This window comes from Cohnella abietis, from assembly GCF_004295585.1.
GTDB lineage: Bacteria > Bacillota > Bacilli > Paenibacillales > Paenibacillaceae > Cohnella > Cohnella abietis.
Map to the genome: position 1 here is coordinate 4,720,770 of NZ_AP019400.1, position 19,869 is coordinate 4,740,638.

Sequence of the window (19,869 nt, forward strand, 5' to 3'; positions counted from 1 at the left end):
CTATTCATTCGCTCCTTTAATCGCGGCGAGCCAACGATCCGGATAGTTCGTGCACAGCTGAAAAGGCTCGGGTCGGCTAGCCAGCCTGCGCAAATCATTAACCGAATTCACAGTCCAAGCCATTACCTGAATATCAGCTTCCGCCGCCTGCTCCATTAACTGCTCATTAAGATGTCTAAATCCGATAGACAGATAAGAGGCATCTATGGAAGTAATCATTTTAATAAGGTCCGCAGGGCGATCGTCTATAATTAAACCAGTCTTTACTAACGTTGAATAACGCCGTACAGCCTCCAGAACTTCCGAACGGAACGAGGTAATGACAATCTCCTTCTCTAACTGACGGGAACGAATGACTTCCACCGCTTGCCTTGCCAAATCATCGGGACTAGAATCTTCACCTTTTAATTCCACGTTTAATCGACATTTCCCGGTAGTTAGGACAAGCACCTCATCCAAAGTAGGTACCCTCTCCGAAGAAAAGGAGCTATGAAACCAGCTACCTGCATCCAAGCCGCCAAGCTCCTTAGCTGTCAGCTTATTAACCTGCCCTTTACCGCTCGTTGTCCGCTCTAAGCTACTATCATGAATAACGACCGGCACGTCATCCCGGGAGAGGTGAACATCAAGCTCAATCCAATCGACGTTTGGTTGGTCCATCGCGAGTTGGAATGCGGCTATCGTATTTTCAGGTGCTATACCCGAGAAACCACGATGAGCGACACAAGGGTGTAAAGAAGCACGGGTATTCTCCTGCACAATACTAACCCCCTTGGGAGGATATCTGAAAGTTAAATTTCTAAGCCCTTTTGTAAAGCTTTTAATTCCGTGCCACAATCGTCCCATCCTCCTCTACTGAGGCCCCATAAGATAATTTCGACAAACGTGCTAAGAGAGCTTTCCCTTCGACTTCCTTCATCGGTGCTGGCTGCGAGCTTGTGGCGAACATCGGATTAAACTTTAAGGAGCAAGTTCCACCCTTGTCACACTCAGCATTTAATACACCTGTTTCTGACGTGATCGTCCCAGTCGTAGAAAATACAAAGTTTCCTAAACTGTATGCGATCCATTTGCCTTTGTAATACTCAAAGCCTTGCAGCACATGAGGATGACCACCGATAACTAAATCGGCTCCACCGTCAATGTAACGATGGGCAAGATCAGTTTGAGTTGCAATTGGTCGGTCAACTCTTTCTTTGCCCCAATGTACCATGACGACTACAATGTCCGCGTTTTCCTTCGCTACCTTAATAGCAGCAACAGCACGATCTGGAGAATAGGTTTCGGCGACGCCTGGATGATTACGGTCTGCCTTCCACGACACTTCCGGAACTACCCCAGTAACACTTACGAACCCAACTGTAATGCCATTTCTTTCTATGTATGCAGGTGTAAAAGCTTCACGATCATCGATACCAGAGCCTGCATGCTTCAAGCCTGCATCGTCCAGCACATCCATCGTATCACTTAATCCTTCCCAACCATAATCCAATGTATGATTGTTGGCGAGCGATAAGAAATCGAAGCCCGCTTCCTTCAGTGCAGGAATAGCATCGGCACTTCCACGAAACACATACTGCTTATTTTTAGCCGGCGTTCCGCGTTTAGTTATTGGAGCTTCAAGATTACCTGCTGTTATATCAGCCGCTACTAGCAAAGACTTGGCCTCGCGAAAAGGGTAATCAAATCCGTTCTTTTCCATGAGCGTCAGTACAGAGGCTGCTGGTAAAATATCACCGACTAACGCAAGAGTAACCTTGTTATTGTTAATTTCAGGCTCTGCATTTCCCTCCTCCGGCGTCTGTTCTGGCTCAGCAATATCGGTTTGTTCTGGCGGTTTTGTTGATGGCAGCTCCCCTGTTGGCGTTTCAACGCTTTGGGGATGTAGCTTTCCAGGAGCAGTCGTTTCCTCTTGGTTAGATTTCCAGACGAAGAAGACTACTAGTAATATACAACATAGTAAAATGCCATTTACGATAAGCAGAAACCGCGTTTTGCTGCGTCGCTTCGACTTTTTCTGACTGTTTGTTCGTGATCGCGAGTAAGTCATGATTGCAACCGCCCTTCCGTGTCTCTTGCCGTTATTATACATGATGAGAAGCATATACAGCTACATTATGGAAAACCAAAGAAAAAGACGATTTCCCACCCCTTAATGAGGAGAAAATCGTCTTTATTCTCAGCTAACAAAATGAGCATTTTATCAACATATTACGCGCCCTAATCCTCCGAGCCTACTCGAGCATAGCTACCAATCGTCACCGGCAGCTTAGCCTGAACGGGCAGCTTCCCGGATAGAACACCTGCCAGCGCAGTCATCATAGCAGGCTTATTCTCATAAGTGCACAAGTAGATAGGAGCCTCTGGAGCGACCAACAGATCGTATGGCGTTCTCATTGAAACCCACACAAACTTAAAGCTGTTGTTAGCAGACAGCTCTCGAATGAGCTCGGTTTGTCCCGGAGAGAAGCCTGCATCGTATGTAGCGAATACGACTGTTTGGCTGCCTACCGTCGCTGCTCTTACATCTGCCGCTTCATCTGAAGACGGATCAATGCCTATTCTGACCTCCTGTATGTCGTAGCCTGCTTCCGCAAGAGCCGTGCCCAGTGTCCAATCCTGAGTAATTACCTCAATGACCTCGGTCCCCACACGTGCTTCCGTCCAAACAACAACCGTTTTGCCTTCTTTAGACAACGGAAGCGCCGCACCACCTTTTACTACCGTAACAGCCGCTTCGCAAAGCTCACGTTTCACTTCTGCTGCCCGAGCAGGGTTCGTTGCTGGCACAGCATTCTGAAACAGTCCTTGTTTTTGCTTAAGTCCCCATATTCTCCGCGCAGCCTCATCAATTCGAGATTCTAATATTTCCCCTGTCATGACCGCTTCCATTACAGCCTCTAAAGCCGCCGTTTGTCTAGTCAGACGATGACTTATTAATATCAGATCTGCTCCAGCCTTAATAGCCTCTACGGCTCCGCGGGCAACTCCAATTGTTTCTGCAATGGCGTTCATTTCCAAGCAATCCGTTACAATAACACCATTGAAGCCAAGCTGTTTCCGAAGCAGACCTGTTAATATCTTTTCGGATAGTGTGGCCGGAATATCGTCAGGCTCGAATGCTGGGAACACTACATGAGCTGTCATAATAGCATCTACACCCTGCTCAATCGCACGACGGAACGGAAATAGCTCCACTTCATTCAATCGGTCGATATCATGAGGGACCAACGGTAGCTCATGATGGGAATCAACCGCGGTATCGCCATGACCTGGAAAATGCTTAGCAACGGCTACAATCCCTCCCTCACGATATCCATTAATTGCTGCCAGACCAAGCTTGGCTACACGCTTCGGATCTTCCCCGTAAGAGCGAACTCCAATAACTGGATTTTGCGGATTATTATTAACATCCAGACATGGAGCGAAGTTCATGTTAATTCCAATGTCGCGTAACTCGGCGCCTGACCATTTCGCTGCTTCATAAGTCAGCTCACTATTGTTAGCAGCCCCCTGAGCCATCGCTCCTGGCATAACCGTAACACCTTCCTCCAAACGGACGACCATTCCGCCTTCTTGATCGATAGCAATAAACATCGGATGAGTAGATGCTTGCTGAAGCTTAGCCGATAGTTTCTTGACCTGAGCTGCGTCACGAACATTCCGTCTAAAGTAAATAATTCCTCCGATGCTATAATCGTTTATCAGGTTAAGAATGTCTTTCGATGGCTCAAGCTCATTGTAACCACACATAAAGAGCTGCCCGATCTTTTCCTTGAGACTGAGATGCTCGAAGCTTTTGTAATCTGTCATCCTACTCTCTCCCTTATCAAACCTCGTGATTGGCCCATGCAGGCATTTCAGCTCCGGTCTGGTTTTGTTGCCGTTCTCGAAATTCTGACGGAAGCATTCCGGTATACTTACTAAACACTCTCGTAAAATAACGCCTTTCTGCATAACCAACCATCTGTCCTACCTGTGTTACACTCTTGTCACTTAAAGAGAGCAGCGATTTCGCCATTTCCATCCTCTGCTTCGTAACATATTCGACGAATGTTTCACCAAAATGTTGCTTAAACAACAAACTGAAATAACTGCCGCTTATGCCCAAATATTCGGCTATAACATCAATACTAAGCTCCGTTGATAAATTGCGATCAATATAATCTCTTGCTGACAGCATAAATACATCACTCGTTTTCTTCTTCATAACACTCTCAAGCGATTGGTCAACTAGTCGATTGATGACAAGCAAGGTTTCACGGATTCCGTGATGCTGATCAATCTGACTCCATATCGCATGCTCCTCTTCTCTGCTAATAACATCCATAGCACGCATCTCTCGCAGAAGGTGGATACACAAATAATGTAAGATTGGAGCAACTCGCTCGAACGAGGTTTCGGGAAGTAAGCGGAAGCTATCATTCAGCTCCTTTAGCGCAATTTCTGTACGACGGCGTTCGCATCTTTTTAGCCCCGTAACCATCTCCTCAATGCGGTCCCATAGCTGCTGCGAGGTATCCGCATTTCCTCTGACCTTCTCCGATAGAATGACAGATGTATTCGCTGTAGGAGACAGGTTTAAGGATCTCTGCAAGCTTTTGTAGGTTTTGGCTAGCTGCTTTAAGCTGACCTCTGAGGGATGAAGAGCAATTCGAATGTTCAGCCTGAGATAGCTTTCCACAGCATGATGTAGCTTCTGCGCCCATTCTAAGCATTGTTCTCGGTTATAGATGTCGGGTAGGCTTCTTTCGATTAGCACACACCATTCCCCGCTGCGTACCTGTATAACAGAATAAGACACTCCGATATTCAACAAGTTTTCTTGTAAAATGTTATGGATGGCAAAGTTCCATAGCTTGCGTTCTTTCTCATCCCAGGATCTCTCTCGTTTAGAATAATCCGCAACATCAACTAACATCATTGCGAACGCCATATGGTCTCCATCCATCTCGTTCTGCTTCAGGAAAGGTCGACTATTGGCGCCTCCAAGATCGATAAGCTGGTCGTACAGCACCTTCTCGTGAGCCAAATTAAATACGTGCTTCCACTCCTGCTGAATCGAATGCTGCTCAATGGTTCTTTCTCTTAAGCCCTCAGCAAGGCGTTTAATCGTTTCTACAAGCTCCTCATAATCAATCGGCTTTAGAATATAGTCTTTAACCTCATAGCGGATTACTGAACGAACGTAGCTGAAATCCTGATATCCAGTCATCATAATCACTTCAGCTTTTGTATCAAATTCACGAAGTGCACCTAGAAATTGAATGCCATCCATGACCGGCATCCGAATATCGCATAGGATAAGCTGCGGCTGCATAGACCGCGCCACCTCTAATGCCTGCTCGCCGTTACGGGCTGTTCCGATTAATTCGATGCCAAGGTTATCCCAAGGAATAACCATCTTTAAGTTTTTTAATATGTTTACTTCGTCATCGACCAATAGAGCTTTAAGCTTCATAGGAATCACTCCCCGATGCTTGCGGAATTAGACATTTAATAATCGTTCCATGACCTGGTGCGCTACACAAAATAAGTCCGTATCCGCTACCATAATGTATACGCAGACGATCCGCCACGTTGCCAACACCGAGCCCACGTCTTTCGCCTGTTTCAGGCGTTTCCTCGTACATATCCTGTAATGTCGTCATTCCACTGATAGCGAATTTGGCCATTTGCTCCTCATTGATGCCTATTCCATTGTCCTCAATATAAAAGGCGATATTACGGCCTTCCTCACAGGCTCTAACGTGGATTCGACCCATGTACTCAATTCCTTCGAACCCATGCTGGATACTATTCTCAATCAAAGGCTGAAGCGTCAATTTCAATATGGAGCTACTCCTTAGCTCATTAGGTACATCAATTGTATACTCGAATAATTCCTCAAATCGGTATTTTTGAATTTCGAGATAGCTCGTTAAGTGCTCTAACTCCTGCTCTATCGTAATCTCTTCCTTTTGTTGAATGCTAATTCGGAAAATATTCGCAAGCCGCTGAACCATTTTACTTACTTTACGTCCTTCATTCTGAACCGCCAGAATATTAATCGACTCCAGCGCATTGAACAGAAAATGGGGTTTAATCTGTGCTTGAAGCAGCATCATCTCAGCTTTTCGCTTGCGTGATTGCTCCTGCTTAACATCCTCGAGAAGCTCCGACACTCGGGTGACTAGATTATTGAATCCCTTGGACAAAGCGGCCGTTTCGTCATTGCCGACGATCGACACTCGAGTAGATAAATCCCCTCGCTCTACCTGACGCATCGCCCTAACGACTCGCACAATAAACGTGACCGTACGTCGAATGAAAATGAGATTAAAGGCAAGTGCCAGAATAAGAGAGATAGCAGTGATAACTACCATCCAGCGAAGGACCAAGGTCATGTCCCCGGACAAGTATGTCCATGAGGTAACCATAACTAGCTTCCAATCTCCGACGCCTAAGCGCTGAAGCTGCAAATCCTGAACCGAAACGAGACTTTTATGGCCGTCGAAGGTCAATGTTTCACTTTGCGTTTTGTTGCTTGTCATATTAATACCCTTAACAGTATCCACAAGCTTCGAGATTTGCTGACCTTCCGAAATACTTTCATTATCAAAAATAATATTCCCGTTCCCTGCGACAATAAGAAACCGACGATCTATCTTTCCTTGACTATTATAAAAGCTAAATATTCGACTCAGCTCGTTCATCTGGAAACGTGTGACCAGAATCCCTTCACTCTCTAGTGAATCAATATCGAGCATAACCCTAATTTGAGTAAACCAATTGTTAGCTCCCGTTATCCTTACATCTTCATTAGGTCCGACCCAAACAGGGGCTCCATTTTTCCTCAGAACCTCACTGTAGATTGGATTGCTTTCTAGCTCCTCACGAGGAATCGGTGTATCCTTCGTGAAATTAACGAATACTTGCTTGTTATCGTTACGATAGAGAGTAACGGATTTGATACCTGGATAAGTCAGAAGAAGGCGCTTACTAAGCATTTCCTTCTCGAGCAGTTCATTGTAGCCCGGACTTCGTGATACCTCTGCACCCGTTGCACCATTGCTGTCTAGCGAATGCTCTACATACTTCACACTGTCTTTCGTTGTCACCCAGAAGTCGGAAAAATAGTTCGCTTCCTTGATCATGTTATTAATATTTCGACCTATAGCCTTAAGCGTTAGTTCCGTCTGCTCTGCATATTTCTCTTGGGTTACCTTCTGGAAAACCAAATAAGAAACCGTGCCTAAGACGAACAAAGGAACAATAATAAAAGCAAAAAAAGCGGCAAAAATACGCTTGCTCAAGCTCATAGATCGATGTCCGTCCTCTCAAGTGATCTGATTTCATTATAGCAGGAGGAAGACTTAGAGGTAGGTTTTTACAACTAAACAAACCTCTTCCTATCATTATAATGAGAGAACGATGTTCAAATAAGTTATTATTCAATTATTGAGGGATAAATATGGACAGTGGCTTGAATCAAGTAAAACGGCTTTGCCGTCCTTAGGACGGCTATACACGTTTGTATCGAGCTATCAGATGAGTATATAGACATAGAAATTTATACTTTCTGATAGTCTAAGAAAAATAAAATAACGATTGACAACGCTTGCAATTGAATGTTAGCATAATCTTCCTTTCGCTTTTTATTCCATACAGGAGGATACAAATTTGATAACAGTTAGTCGTATTAGCAAAAGCTTCAAGGTTGCCAAAAGGACGTCTGGCGTAAGAAGCGCAGTAAAAGCTTTATTTCGAAGGGAGTATACAGAGGTTGCTGCGTTAAAAGATATTTCCTTCTCCATTAAGCCCGGAGAGATCGTTGGCTATATCGGACCGAATGGCGCCGGTAAATCAACGACGATTAAAGTAATGAGCGGCATCCTCGTTCCAGATGAAGGAGCTTGCAGCATTATGGGCTACACACCTTGGCTTGATAGAGTAGCTTACGTAAAGAATATAGGTGTTGTATTCGGACAGCGATCCCAATTATGGTGGGACGTTCCGGTAATTGATTCCTTTGATCTGCTACGCGACATCTACGATGTTCGAGAATCCGAGTACCAGAGCAATGTTAAGCTGCTTACAGAAACGCTTGACCTGAAGGACATCATCCACACCCCCGTACGCCAATTAAGCCTTGGCCAACGAATGCGCTGCGAAATTGCCGCCTCCCTTCTTCATAGCCCTAGCATTTTATTCCTAGACGAACCGACAATCGGGCTCGACGCCATCTCCAAGCTTGCCGTAAGAAAATTTATTTCGACAATCAACAAGGAAAAAGGCGTAACCATTATTCTCACCACGCATGACATGAACGATATTGAAGCACTCGCTCAACGAATTCTTTTAATAGGCAAAGGAAGCTTACTCTACGATGGTAGCCTTAATACTTTGCGCAGTCAGTTTGCTCTCAACAGCAGCCAATCGATCGAAGAGATCATTGTTCAGCTGTATAAGGAGTATCAAATTACATGAGAGGCTATTTATCTGTTTTCAGACTCCGTCTGTCTATCGGCTTACAATATCGAGGTGCAGCGCTAGCGGGGATTTGTACACAATTTTTCTGGGGCTTCCTTATCATCATGGTATTCGAAGCGTTTTATAGTCAAACACTTACCGAACCGCCAATTTCATTAACCCAGCTCATCACGTATGTCTGGCTTCAGCAAGCATTTCTTTCCTTCATTGCGTTATGGTTCAGGGATAATGAGCTATTTCAGTTAATTACAAGCGGAAATATCGCCTATGAGCTATGCAGACCCAGTGATATATATAGCCTATGGTACGCAAAGCTTCTAGCCCAACGCTTATCAAGCGCCATACTACGTTGTATTCCGGTTATTAGCGTCGCCTGCTTCCTCCCTCAGCCTTATCGGCTTCCTTTACCAGCAGATCTATCTACTCTCATGTTATTCGTCGTCACCCTTCTGCTCGGGCTCTTAATACTAGTGTCCATCTCCATGCTGATCTATATCTCTACTTTCGTCACAATGTCATCTGCTGGCTCCTTGCTAATGTTCGGCGTTCTAGGAGAATTCCTAGCTGGGATGATCATCCCCGTTCCGCTTATGCCTTCTTGGCTGCAAAGTATCGTTAACGTTCTTCCCTTCCGTCTATGCGCTGATTTACCTTTTCGAGTTTACTCCGGGCATATTACGAACATTGAAGCACTGACCTTAATCCCGCTCCAGCTATTGTGGTTAAGTGCGCTTGTTGGCATTGGGAAATATACGATAAGCAAAGCACTTAGAAAAATTGTCGTTCAGGGAGGGTAGGAAAAATGAAGCTATTCATCAAATATTTGCTCATTCTATTTAAATCACAGATGCAGTATCGCACCTCATTTTTGCTGCTCACCTTCGGCCAGTTTTTCATCCCCTTCTCCGTCTTTGCCGGTCTGTACTTTTTATTTGAAAGATTTGGACAGCTCAAGGGGTGGGATTTCTACGAGGTTGCGCTCTGCTTCGGCATCATTCATATGGCTTTTGCGATTAGTGAGTGTTTGGCTCGTGGCTTCGACAGCTTCTCAATACTGATCGTAAACGGAGATTTCGATCGCTTATTGGTTCGTCCGCGAAGTACGGTTCTTCAGGTGCTAGGCTCCAAGTTCGAATTCACTCGATTCGGTCGACTGCTGCAGAGCTCACTCGTGCTAGGCTGGGCGGTAGGCAACATTAACGTGGACTGGACGGTTATTAAAATAGTGACGCTGTGCCTTATGATCGCTAGCGGCGTATTTGTTTTCACAGGTATCTTTATGCTTGCTGCAGCAATGTGCTTCTGGACTATTCAAGGGCTCGAAATCGCTAGCATCTTCACCGATGGCGGTAGGGAAATGGCGCAATATCCGCTAAACATCTACCAGAAATGGGTGACTAGATTTTTTACCTTTGTCATTCCGTTCGGATGCGTCAACTATTTACCCTTGCTTTATATTTTAGGCAGAGCCGAAGGCAGCTCCACCCTTTATATGCTAACGCCGATTGCAGGCTTACTGTTCATCGTTCCGTGCTTGCTAGTATGGAGATTCGGCGTGCGTCACTACCGATCAACCGGATCATAGCTATTCCAGCAAACCCATCTCGATGCAAATATTTACCGACAATCTCTTAACGATGGACGCGAACCGAATTTCGACGCTATCGCCATCCACTTCTATAATTTCACCGTTACCGAACACGCGATGCTGCACTTTTTTTCCAACTGCAAATTGTGTAATTTCCTTAAAGGCATTGGGATTATAAGGGTGCTCCTGCTTCTTAACCGTACGCGCCCTCTTTCCAGCTGGCTTACTAGGAATTTCTTTAGGTGGATCCTGAATGTTGCTTACTTCCGTCACGAATTGCGATTGTCGGACATTCTCGCCATCCTTCTTCTTGTAGGAAAGCAGCTCAAGCCCGCTTTTGGCTCTAGTCATCCCAACATAGAACAGACGAACCGCCTCTTCCATTTCCATATGCTGACCTTTCTCGAATTTCTTGTTGTCATCATTGGAAGGAATAACCCCCTCAACCAGATCAATCATATAGACGTGCTTAAACTCCAAGCCTTTAGAGCTGTGAAGAGTGGATAACGTCACTGCACTACCATTTTTATTGTACTTTGAGTCCTTCATGTTCTTTTCTAGAAATTTCAGTCGTTTGGCGAATTGCTCCATCGTATCCAGAGGCTCCGCAATTTCCTCCAACGTATTCAGAATTCCGACGAGATACTCCTTGCGAAATCCTAATCGCTCACACATTTTCTCGATCGCTTTATCGTACCCGAGCTTATCTCTGATCGTCTGAATGGCCGCAAGTGGCTTTGCCCCCTGCATCTGAATAAGTGTTTCTTTACCATTCTGGATCTGCTTAATTTGGTACTCTTGCAGGGGGACATGCTGAAGTAGGGTGTCGAATACGGATTCGCCTACTTCCAGCTCCATTAGCTTCGCCATCTGCTGTTTGGTGATGTAACCATTGAATTTGGTATGGATTTTCTCTAAAATGTCCGGTCGCTTGTCATTAAAGGTCATCCGCATAAAATTCAACATATCCTCAACAACCCAGTGGGAGAAAAACCGATTGTCTCCGTCCTTCATATAGAAAGGAATTCCTGCACGATCCAACGCATTCATAAGCATAATAGAGGAGGAGTTATTGCGATACAGCACAGCTATCTCATCCAGGTTAGCTTTGTCAGCGATTTTCTCGACCACGTATTTCGCCTGATATCGATAGTCCGGCAAGTCTGTAATCGTTATAGGACTGTGCTTTTCATTTAGTGTGAACATATTTTTGTCGTACCGATTTTTATTGCGTTTAATAAAACGGTTCGCTACGTCCACAATGTCGGGAGAGGAACGATAGTTTTGCTCCATTTTCAGCAGGGCTGCATGGGGATATATTTGTTTGAAATCGAGCAAATATTGCGGCTCGGCCGCACGCCATGCATAGATGCTTTGGTCATCATCCGCAACGACACACAGGTTCCCATGCTCTCGAACGAGCTTCTCAATAATGGCATGCTGAACGAGCGACGTATCCTGGCTTTCATCCGTCAGCACATAGTCGAATCTCCCCTGATACTTTCGCAGAAGAGAGCGATCCTTCGTTAGTGCATCATTAGCAATTGTGAGCATATCATCGTAATCTAATAGCAATTGGGCAGTGCCTGACTGCTTGAATCGCTCGTATTCCTTAAAAATAGCTTCCGCTTTTGGCACATCACATTTGACTTCTGATAGCTTGTCCATTGAAATCAGCTTGTTCTTAATAAAGCTAATATAGCTGGTGAGGTCTTCCATCTGATCGTCAGTCAGGTTATCGTTATTCACCTTTTTATATAGATCCCGCAGTATTCTTTGCTTGTGTAAGGGTGTGCCCTCGTGCAAAACATCGCCCTGACCAGCCGACTCCGTAGTCTTCTCAATCATCTGGTATGGGGTATTCGTTTTATGAAAATGGTTCCTTACAACCTCGAAGGCGAAGCTATGAATCGTGGAAAAGTCGACAGAGCTACCGATGTGATTGGGAAAAAACCGATTGAATCGCTCCCTCATGTCCTGAGCAGATGCCCGACTGAATGTCACAGCCTTAATCCGAGAAGGGCTTACGTTCTTCTCCTCGATAAGATAACCGATTCGCATAATAAGTGTCGTTGTTTTACCTGATCCGGGAGAAGCAAGCACTAGCAATGCTCCTTCGGTATGGGTTACCGCTTGCCTTTGAACCTCATTAAGCTCGACTTGTAGCTCGTCACGTTTACGTGTAAAAAAATCAATACCGTCTTTCAATTTCAAATTCCCTTTCATATACAACTAGAATAAGGATCAGCGGGGTCAATGTTCGACCGTCCCGCTGCGAGAATATAGGTAATCGCTAGGCTGCTTCCGCAGCTAGGATTTGCTTGTTTAATTTGTTTGTTCTATTTACTTGTTTGTTCTATTTACTTGTTTGTTCTATTTACTTGTTTGTTCTATTTACTTGTTTGTTCTATTTGCTTGTTCGGAATGTACTACTCATTGTATCCCCGATCTGCCCTTGGTGACAACCCATCGGAAGCGCTCCCTTGGCAGAGGTGGGGAGAGTGCTGGGTGTGACAACAAAAGGTCGTGAACTCTACCTGCGTAGAATTTCACGACCTTTTCAATTTATAGCTATTTCTCCCACTCACTCAACCATTGGCGCTGTAACCAATAAAATAGCGGCTTGTAGCACACCGAACCTCGCTTTTCCACCATTTAGTCCGCTCACAGCGGCTTGCAACCCTCCAAATCCCGCTTTTTCCACCATTTAGTACGCTGGCAGCGGCTTGCAACCCTCCGAATCCCGCTTTTCCACCATTTAGTACGCTCACAGCTGCTTGCAACCCTCCGAATCCCGCTTTTCCACCAATTAGTCCGCCCACAGCTGCTTGCCCCCCTCCAAATCCCGCTTTTCCACCATTTAGTACGCTGGCAGCGGCTTGCAACCCTCCAAATCCCGCTTTTTTCCACCATTTAGTCCGCTGACAGCGGCTTGCAGCTCACCGAACCTTGATTTCCGACCATTTAGTCCGATCACAGCGGCTTGCAGCACACCGAACCTCGCTTTTCCACCATTTAGTCCGCTCACAGCGGCTTGCAGCCCACCGAACCTCGCTTTTCCACCATTTAGTCCGCTGACAGCGGCTTGCAGCACACGAAACCTCGCTTTTCCACCATTTAGTCCGCTGACAGCGGCTTGCAGCCTACCGAACCTCGCTTTTCCACCATTTAGTCCGCTGACAGCGGCTTGCAGCACACGAAACCTCGCTTTTCCACCATTTAGTCCTCTCACAGCGGCTTGCAACACACCGAACCTCGATTTTCCACCATTTAGTACGCTGACAGCGGCTTGCAACCCTCCGAATCCCGCTTTTCCACCAATTAGTACGCTGACAACGGCTTGCAACACACCGAACCTCGCTTTTCCACCATTTAGTCCGCTGACAGCGGCTTGCAGCACACGAAACCTCGCTTTTCCACCATTTAGTCCGCTGACAGCGGCTTGCAGCTCACCGAACCTCGCTTTTCCACCATTTAGTCCGCTGACAGCGGCTTGCAACCCTCCGAATCTCGGTTTTCAACCAATTAGTACGCTGGCAGCGGCTTGCAACCCTCCGAATCCCGCTTTTCCACCATTTAGTCCGCTGACAGCGGCTTGCAACCCTCCAAATCCCGCTTTTCCACCATTTAGTACGCTGGCAGCGGCTTGCAACCCTCCGAATCCCGCTTTTCCACCATTTAGTCCGCTGACAGCGGCTTGCAGCACACAAAACCTCGCTTTTCCACCATTTATTTAGTACGCCCACTGCTATTGCTCCCTTTCACTCGACCAGGAAGCGCTGTAACAACAAATAAAACCCCCTTCCGAGCTCAAAGGCTCGAAAGGGGGTTTTATTCGATTTATTTTAATAGAAGAGAAACAAAGTGGTACGTCCCAGAGCTTATTTCATAAACACACTGGTCACTCTCGCGGCTAACTAATGTGACGCCAGCAGCATCAGTCGCTAGTCCAGCCCCTTCCAGCACGTCTGTACCTTCCACAGAAGGAACATGTACTAACGCAGTTACGTTAGCTGGAACAGTTACCTCTAGCATAAACTCTCCGTTTAGCACCATCCAGCTTGTTGCTACTGGACCGTATATAGAATCATAGGTGCAGCGTGCAGATGTTAAGCCGCCTTGAGGGCGCGGACGAATAAGTAGCTTACGGTAGCCCGGCTCAGAAGCCTCACGATCGATGCCGCCGATGTTTCGGTACATCCATTCTCCTATCGAACCGAATGCAAAGTGGCACAATGAGTTCATCCCCGGATCCTGAAATCCGTTCTCCTCCGTCCAGCCGTCCCAGCGCTCCCATATCGTTGTCGCGCCTTGATTGACCGAATAAAGCCATGACGGATATTCCTCACGATTTAACAATCGGAAAGCAAGATCAGAATGTCCCGAATCCGTTAACACATTCATCAAGGATTTCGTTCCATGGAAGCCCGTCGTTGCCATATCGCCCGCTTGCTCTATTTTCGAAACCAATCTATCAATCGCCAATGGCCGCAAGCTCTCTGGAAGCAGCTCCATCTCTAGAGCCATCGCATACGCAGTCTGCGTGTCTCCTTTAATTCGTCCTTGCGCATTAACGAATTGCTCTACGAACGCCTGACGAACTCGTTCAAATAAAGCCGCATAATTGTCGTGATCATCTTCCTCTTCAAGCACGCCTGCAATATCCGAGAGCAGCTTAGCATTATGGGCCATATACGCCGTGGAAAAAATATCGTAAGGAGTCGTGGAATGATGGCTGACCATTCTGCCGAACTCGGCTATAACCTCTTCGAACGGCCTCTCGTCTACAGATAACCAATCCCCGTATTGTGGAACGTCTCTTCGAATGCCATCGGGATGCTGCTTACGGTTGAATTCGACCCACTTCTTCATCGATTCATAATGCTTACGTAATATTTTCTTATCTCCATACGTCTGGTACAAGCCCCATGCTACGATAATAGGTGCATCTGCCCAGCCTGCTGATGCCGTATGTGTGTAGGTGAAGTCATTGTCAAATTCGGTCTTTGGTCCGAAAATAAATGGAGCGAAATCCGTGTATGCGCCAGTAGGCTGCTGTGCATCCTCTAAATCAACGAGCCACTTTGCGAAAAATGCCGATACGTCCATATTAAAAGCAGCCGTACTCGCGAATATTTGCGCATCACCTGTCCAGCCATGACGCTCATCCCGTTGAGGACAGTCCGTCGGAACGCCCATGAAATTAGCGCGCTGAGTCCAGCGAATATTGTTCACAAGCTGATTGATCTGTGGATTAGAGGTTTCCAATTTACCCGCTAGTGGCAAGTCAGAATGGACTACGATCCCCGTTACTTCAACAATATCGATTGGATCTCCACTTACCTCAACATATCGAAACCCATGATAGGTGAACGTAGGCTCAAATACTTCTAAGCCTCCACCTTTACAAATATAAGTATCTGTCTGACGAGCAAACCGTAGATTTTCTGTGTAAATTTCCCCGTTTGCATCCAGTACCTCAGCAAACCTGAACGTGCAGCGCGTGCCCGCTTCACCAGTCAAGGCAATCCGAACCCATCCGGCTAACACTTGTCCGAGATCGATAATCGTCCTGCCGTCAGCTAGCAAACGTAAGCTTTCCGGCTTACGCTCCTCCGTTGCGCGGATTGTCCTAGACATCTGGGAGACAATCCACCCGCGGTAATCGTACATCACATCTACAGGTGTCCAAGCATCCTCTGCAAAGCCGACGTCATTCCAGCCCGGCATCTCTAGCCGGGCATCGACCGTCTCACCCATCTGCAAATCTGCAGAAACGATAGCCCCGAAGGATGCTTTCCATTGTGAATCCGTAACGATACTCTCGCGCGTTCCATCCTCATATTCCACATTTAACTGCAGCAGGAATGACGGATCCATGCCATATTTTTGAAACCCATACATTCCAATATAGCCTGCATACCACCCTTGACCGAGAACGGCGCCCGCTGCGTTATCACCTTCTAGCAGCATACTGGTCACATCGTAGGTTTGATATTGCACCCGCACGTGGTAGTCAGTCCACTCCGGTGAAAACACATCGTTCCCGACGCGTTTACCATTCAAGAATAACCGGTATAAACCAAGTGCCGTCGCATAGACGGTTGCCCTCTTGACCGGCTTATTTACTTGAAATCCACGGCGTAAATATATATTCGGCTTTGGCTCTTCCTTAGTTGGTTTCCGATCATTTTTCCAACCAATCCATTGGCCTCTCCACTCGTCGCGTCCCAGCAGTCCCATCGACCAGCTAGCCGTTTCACTCCATGGTCCGGCAGCATCGTGCTCATCCCAAACCTGAACCTTCCAATACACGGCTTGCTCAGAAGCAAGCTCTTTACCCTCATATTCGATATGCTGCGATTCAGAAGATGTAACCTTACCACTATCCCATAAATCGCCTTTAAGTTTATCAAGAGCTTCGGGTCTAGAGGCGACCAGAAGTCGGTAAGCCGACTGAGACGCTCCCCGACGTGGGGACTCTACGATCCAACCGAGACGAGGCCGCACCACATCGATACCAAGTGGATTGTCCAAATATTCAGTGCGAAGACGCTCAGCTTTCAATGATGTTAATAATTCCACTTTTACAGCCTCCAAACTTCTTAAATTTAACCGACCTCTTACCCTTTAACTCCTCCGGAGGCTACGCCTTCTAGCACCTTACCTGAGAATAGGAAGAACAAAATAAGAATCGGCACTGTCGCCATAACAGACCCTACCATCGCAAGATCGATATTGTACATCAGGTTATTCGTAAACTTCATTATCATAAGAGGCAGCGTCTTTTTCGCTTCACTCTGCAGCATAATCAATGGTACGAAAAATTGGTTCCAAATTTGCACGGACATAATGATACAAATACTGAAAATAACAGGGCTGGCAAGAGGGAACATCACTCGCATGAAGGTCGTCCATTCTCCAGCTCCATCGATTTTGGCAGATTCGTATAAATCGTTAGGCAGCTTCTCGAAAAAGGTTGTTAAGAGGAATACTGGCATCGATAATCCTGAGGCTAGGACGATAATAACTCCCCACTGTGAGTTAAGTAAGCCTACATCGCGGATAAGCAAGAAGATCGGAACAATGCCAAGCTGGACAGGAAACATAAGCCCAATTAGAAAATAGAGCAGCACCGTGTTCTTGAACCGAAATTTAAATTTACCGATACCGTAAGCAACCATTGACGATAATAAAATGATAATGACTAGCGTTGCCACTAGAATCCAAGCGCTGTTAAAGAAATATCGAAGGAAGTCCGCTTGCACGAACAATTTTTTGAAATTAGCGAAATTAAAAACATCAGGCCACCCAAATGTATTGGATAACAGTTCCTTTTTCGACCGGAAAGCCTGATAAGTCATATACCCTAAAACAAACAATGTGAAAGCAGAATAAAACCATAGGATAGTCGAGCTTATATACGATCTCTTTGGCTTTAAGTTCATGTTAGTCCTCCGTCCTGCGGTACGTCGTAATCACCTGAATGACCGCGACGAGAAATATAACGGCGAACATTACACAGGCAATTGTCGTTCCCATGCCCATTGCGTTCACATTCATCGTTCCTCCAACCGCGCTGTTATCTCCAAACGCGATCCGATAGAAGAATAGTGCCATTACGTCAACGCTACGATTAATCCCGCCTGATACGCCGCCTAAGATAAAGCTATAGTCGAACATTGTCATGGCGAAAATATAAGTCAAAATTAGCATATTAAGCACCGTCGTCTTAATTTGTGGCAGTACGATGCTGAAAAATCTTCTCCAATAGGAAGCACCCTCAAGCAACGCGGCTTCCATTACTTCGTTTGATATCATTTTCATTGCGCCCAGGAAAAAGATCATCCCAACGCCAATCCCTGACCAAGCGACCATAATCCAGACGATAAACATACCGAAATCCGGTAATCCCATCCATGGACGGGCCCATTCTCCCAGCCCCACTGCTTCTAGCAGCTTGTTAAATACGCCGATATTACCATCGAAAATCAATGTACCCATAAATACGATAACCGGTGTTGCGATAAACTGTGGCGAGAAAATCATTGCCTGAAAAAAACGATGCCCTTTGATTCCACTATAGAGTAGATAGGCAATGTATAGCTGAGCCGGAAGAACCGCAAATGTATTAAGCAAAAATAGAAATACGCTGTGCTTAAAAGCTCCGGTCAATTGGGAGAACAGCTCTTTATTGCTGAATAGCTCAACATAGTTATCCAGTCCAATAAACTTTTTAACACCGATACCATCCCATTGGTTCAAACTGATCTGGAATGCTGAGAAAATCGGATAAACCGAGAATACGCTGTACAAAATAAAGCCCGGCAAAATAAACCATAAAAAAGGCCGCTTCTTGAACCAAGTCAACCGGAACACCCTCTTTGCTTGGAGAAACGGTCAAGCAACGTCATCAATAACGCCACTTGACCGTACCCGAATTCTTGTATCTTATTATTTCGTTGGGTATTTAGCTGCTTTATCTAACGTTGCAGCACCTTCAGCTCCGGTAATGGCTGATGTCATCAGCTTAGGAATAACATCCTTCATCAGAACATCGGCAGTGTTGGATTCAGGCGAAGATAATGCTGTGAGCACTGTGTAAATATTTACGCCAGCTTCATCGAATATAGCAAGCTCTTTAACGCCTTCGTCTTTAGCAACGATATCTTTAAGCGTAGGTACTAGTCCTACAGCATCTTCAAGAATTTGCTGTGCTTCCAAGGAGTTCAAGAACTCAATGTACTTAACAGCTTGGTCAGGATGCTTGGAAGTGGAAGCTACTGCATAAGTCATGAAATTGCTGTAGCTGGATTGAACAATTTTCTTGCCTTCTTTGTTTGGAATAGAGAAGCGTCCAAGGTTCAGTCCCGACTCAACATAAGTCGCGTTAGCCCAAGTACCGTCGATGATTGCAGCTGCTTTACCATTAGTGAAAGCAAATTGCGAAGCTGCATAATCCTGAGCAAGGAAGTTTTTGCCGAAATAGCCTTTATCCGCGAAATCACGGAATGCTTGCAATGCTTCAACGATTGATGGATCAGTCAGCTTGCCTTCTCCAACTTGAGCTGCTTTTAGTGCAGCATCAGAGAACGCTGGAGCGAATGCGAAGATTGGCCATGCACGATCCCACTCGCTCTTACCAGCAAGTGCAATCGGTGTTACGTTAGCAGCCTTGAGTGTCTCAAGACCTTGAACAAACTCATCCCAAGTAGCTGGGGATTTGATGCCATTTTTCTCGTAGATGTCTTTGTTAAAATAAACTACGTTTGTATCGAAGAATGAAGGCATTGAGCAGTATAATTTACCGTCAATAGAGCAATAATTTTTCTCGGAATCAGCAAAACGGGAAACGTCTATGTTGTAAGAGCTCAAATCCTTCAAGAAGCCGTTTTTAACCATTTCGCCCATTTTTGCTGTTTTATCGCCTTGAACCCAGAATAGGTCAGGCAGTTCATTCGCTTGCAAAGCTACGTTCAAGCTTTGGTCATTTTGTGCGAAATCATATTCCAGCTTGATGTTCGGGTATTTTGCACTGAAGGCTGCGTTAATCTTCTTGAACGGTTCCTCTAGTACAGCCTGATTTCCTAAGTCTCCCCATACCTTCAGGGTTACCTTCTCATCACTTGGGGCGGCGCTAGTCGTACCAGATGGGCTTGCGCTTGGGCTGCTATTTTTATCGTTGTTCCCTTTGCCACAGCCTTGCAGTAAAGCTCCGGTCATTGCCACCAAAGCTAAAACCATTACCATTCTTTTAAGCTTCAATTAAAACCCCTCCGATATTCGCATTTGTGTGTACGTTGAAGCGA

The 19,869-nt window shown here is 45.8% G+C and carries 16 protein-coding genes; 3 read left to right on the forward strand and 13 right to left on the reverse strand.

All coding sequences use genetic code 11. The features are described 5' to 3' along the window. From KCTCHS21_RS20840 to KCTCHS21_RS20860, 5 genes are all read right to left on the reverse strand, one after another. On the reverse strand, positions 1-759 hold the full coding sequence (locus KCTCHS21_RS20840; RefSeq protein ID WP_130612847.1) for a glycerophosphodiester phosphodiesterase: 759 nt from the start codon (positions 757-759) through the stop codon (positions 1-3). Between the two features lie 61 nt (positions 760-820). Beyond that, entirely contained in the window at positions 821-2,050 is a 1,230-nt protein-coding gene (locus KCTCHS21_RS20845) for a CapA family protein (RefSeq protein WP_130612850.1), read from the reverse strand. Between the two features lie 170 nt (positions 2,051-2,220). Continuing rightward, on the reverse strand, positions 2,221-3,813 hold the full coding sequence (gene nagZ / locus KCTCHS21_RS20850) for a beta-N-acetylhexosaminidase (RefSeq protein WP_130612853.1): 1,593 nt from the start codon (positions 3,811-3,813) through the stop codon (positions 2,221-2,223). A 16-nt stretch (positions 3,814-3,829) separates the two neighbouring features. Beyond that, entirely contained in the window at positions 3,830-5,461 is a 1,632-nt protein-coding gene (locus KCTCHS21_RS20855; RefSeq protein ID WP_130612856.1) for a response regulator, read from the reverse strand. After that, positions 5,451-7,295, reverse strand: a complete 1,845-nt coding sequence (locus tag KCTCHS21_RS20860) for a cache domain-containing sensor histidine kinase (protein WP_162309356.1) — start codon at positions 7,293-7,295, stop codon at positions 5,451-5,453. The genes KCTCHS21_RS20855 and KCTCHS21_RS20860 overlap by 11 nt, the downstream gene beginning before the upstream one ends. Positions 7,296-7,662: 367 nt before the next feature. Here KCTCHS21_RS20860 and KCTCHS21_RS20865 point away from each other — a divergent pair, with 367 nt between their 5' ends. From KCTCHS21_RS20865 to KCTCHS21_RS20875, 3 genes are read left to right on the forward strand one after another with little or no spacing between them, the layout of a single operon-like run. Beyond that, complete coding sequence (locus KCTCHS21_RS20865) at positions 7,663-8,469, forward strand: ABC transporter ATP-binding protein (RefSeq protein ID WP_130612862.1); 807 nt, start codon at positions 7,663-7,665, stop codon at positions 8,467-8,469. Next, complete coding sequence (locus tag KCTCHS21_RS20870; RefSeq protein ID WP_130612865.1) at positions 8,466-9,269, forward strand: ABC transporter permease; 804 nt, start codon at positions 8,466-8,468, stop codon at positions 9,267-9,269. Before KCTCHS21_RS20865 ends, KCTCHS21_RS20870 begins: the two co-directional genes overlap by 4 nt. Before the next feature lie 5 nt (positions 9,270-9,274). After that, positions 9,275-10,057, forward strand: coding sequence for an ABC transporter permease (locus KCTCHS21_RS20875; RefSeq protein WP_130612868.1), 783 nt, complete (start codon positions 9,275-9,277; stop codon positions 10,055-10,057). On the opposite strand, the gene KCTCHS21_RS20880 is transcribed toward KCTCHS21_RS20875, so the two are convergent. The 8 genes from KCTCHS21_RS20880 to KCTCHS21_RS20915 all read right to left on the reverse strand — a co-directional run bounded on the left by KCTCHS21_RS20880 (position 10,058) and on the right by KCTCHS21_RS20915 (position 19,825). Further along, on the reverse strand, positions 10,058-12,286 hold the full coding sequence (locus KCTCHS21_RS20880; protein ID WP_130612871.1) for an ATP-dependent helicase: 2,229 nt from the start codon (positions 12,284-12,286) through the stop codon (positions 10,058-10,060). It abuts the gene before it with no gap. Between the two features lie 362 nt (positions 12,287-12,648). Then, entirely contained in the window at positions 12,649-12,882 is a 234-nt protein-coding gene (locus tag KCTCHS21_RS20885) for a hypothetical protein (protein WP_130612874.1), read from the reverse strand. A 38-nt stretch (positions 12,883-12,920) separates the two neighbouring features. Then, on the reverse strand, positions 12,921-13,559 hold the full coding sequence (locus KCTCHS21_RS20890; protein WP_130612877.1) for a hypothetical protein: 639 nt from the start codon (positions 13,557-13,559) through the stop codon (positions 12,921-12,923). 18 nt (positions 13,560-13,577) lie between these two features. Next, positions 13,578-13,766: a hypothetical protein gene (locus KCTCHS21_RS20895; protein ID WP_130612880.1), complete on the reverse strand. Its 189-nt coding sequence runs from the start codon at positions 13,764-13,766 to the stop codon at positions 13,578-13,580. Positions 13,767-13,900: 134 nt separating this feature from the next. Continuing rightward, entirely contained in the window at positions 13,901-16,645 is a 2,745-nt protein-coding gene (locus KCTCHS21_RS20900) for a glycoside hydrolase family 78 protein (RefSeq protein WP_130612883.1), read from the reverse strand. 38 nt (positions 16,646-16,683) lie between these two features. Further along, a complete protein-coding gene (locus KCTCHS21_RS20905) occupies positions 16,684-17,508 on the reverse strand; it encodes a carbohydrate ABC transporter permease (protein ID WP_130612886.1) in 825 nt (274 codons plus the stop codon). A 1-nt stretch (position 17,509) separates the two neighbouring features. Next, positions 17,510-18,430, reverse strand: coding sequence for a carbohydrate ABC transporter permease (locus tag KCTCHS21_RS20910; protein WP_157994087.1), 921 nt, complete (start codon positions 18,428-18,430; stop codon positions 17,510-17,512). A gap of 84 nt (positions 18,431-18,514) precedes the next feature. Next, entirely contained in the window at positions 18,515-19,825 is a 1,311-nt protein-coding gene (locus tag KCTCHS21_RS20915; protein WP_130612892.1) for an ABC transporter substrate-binding protein, read from the reverse strand. Between the last annotated feature and the right edge of the window lie 44 nt (positions 19,826-19,869).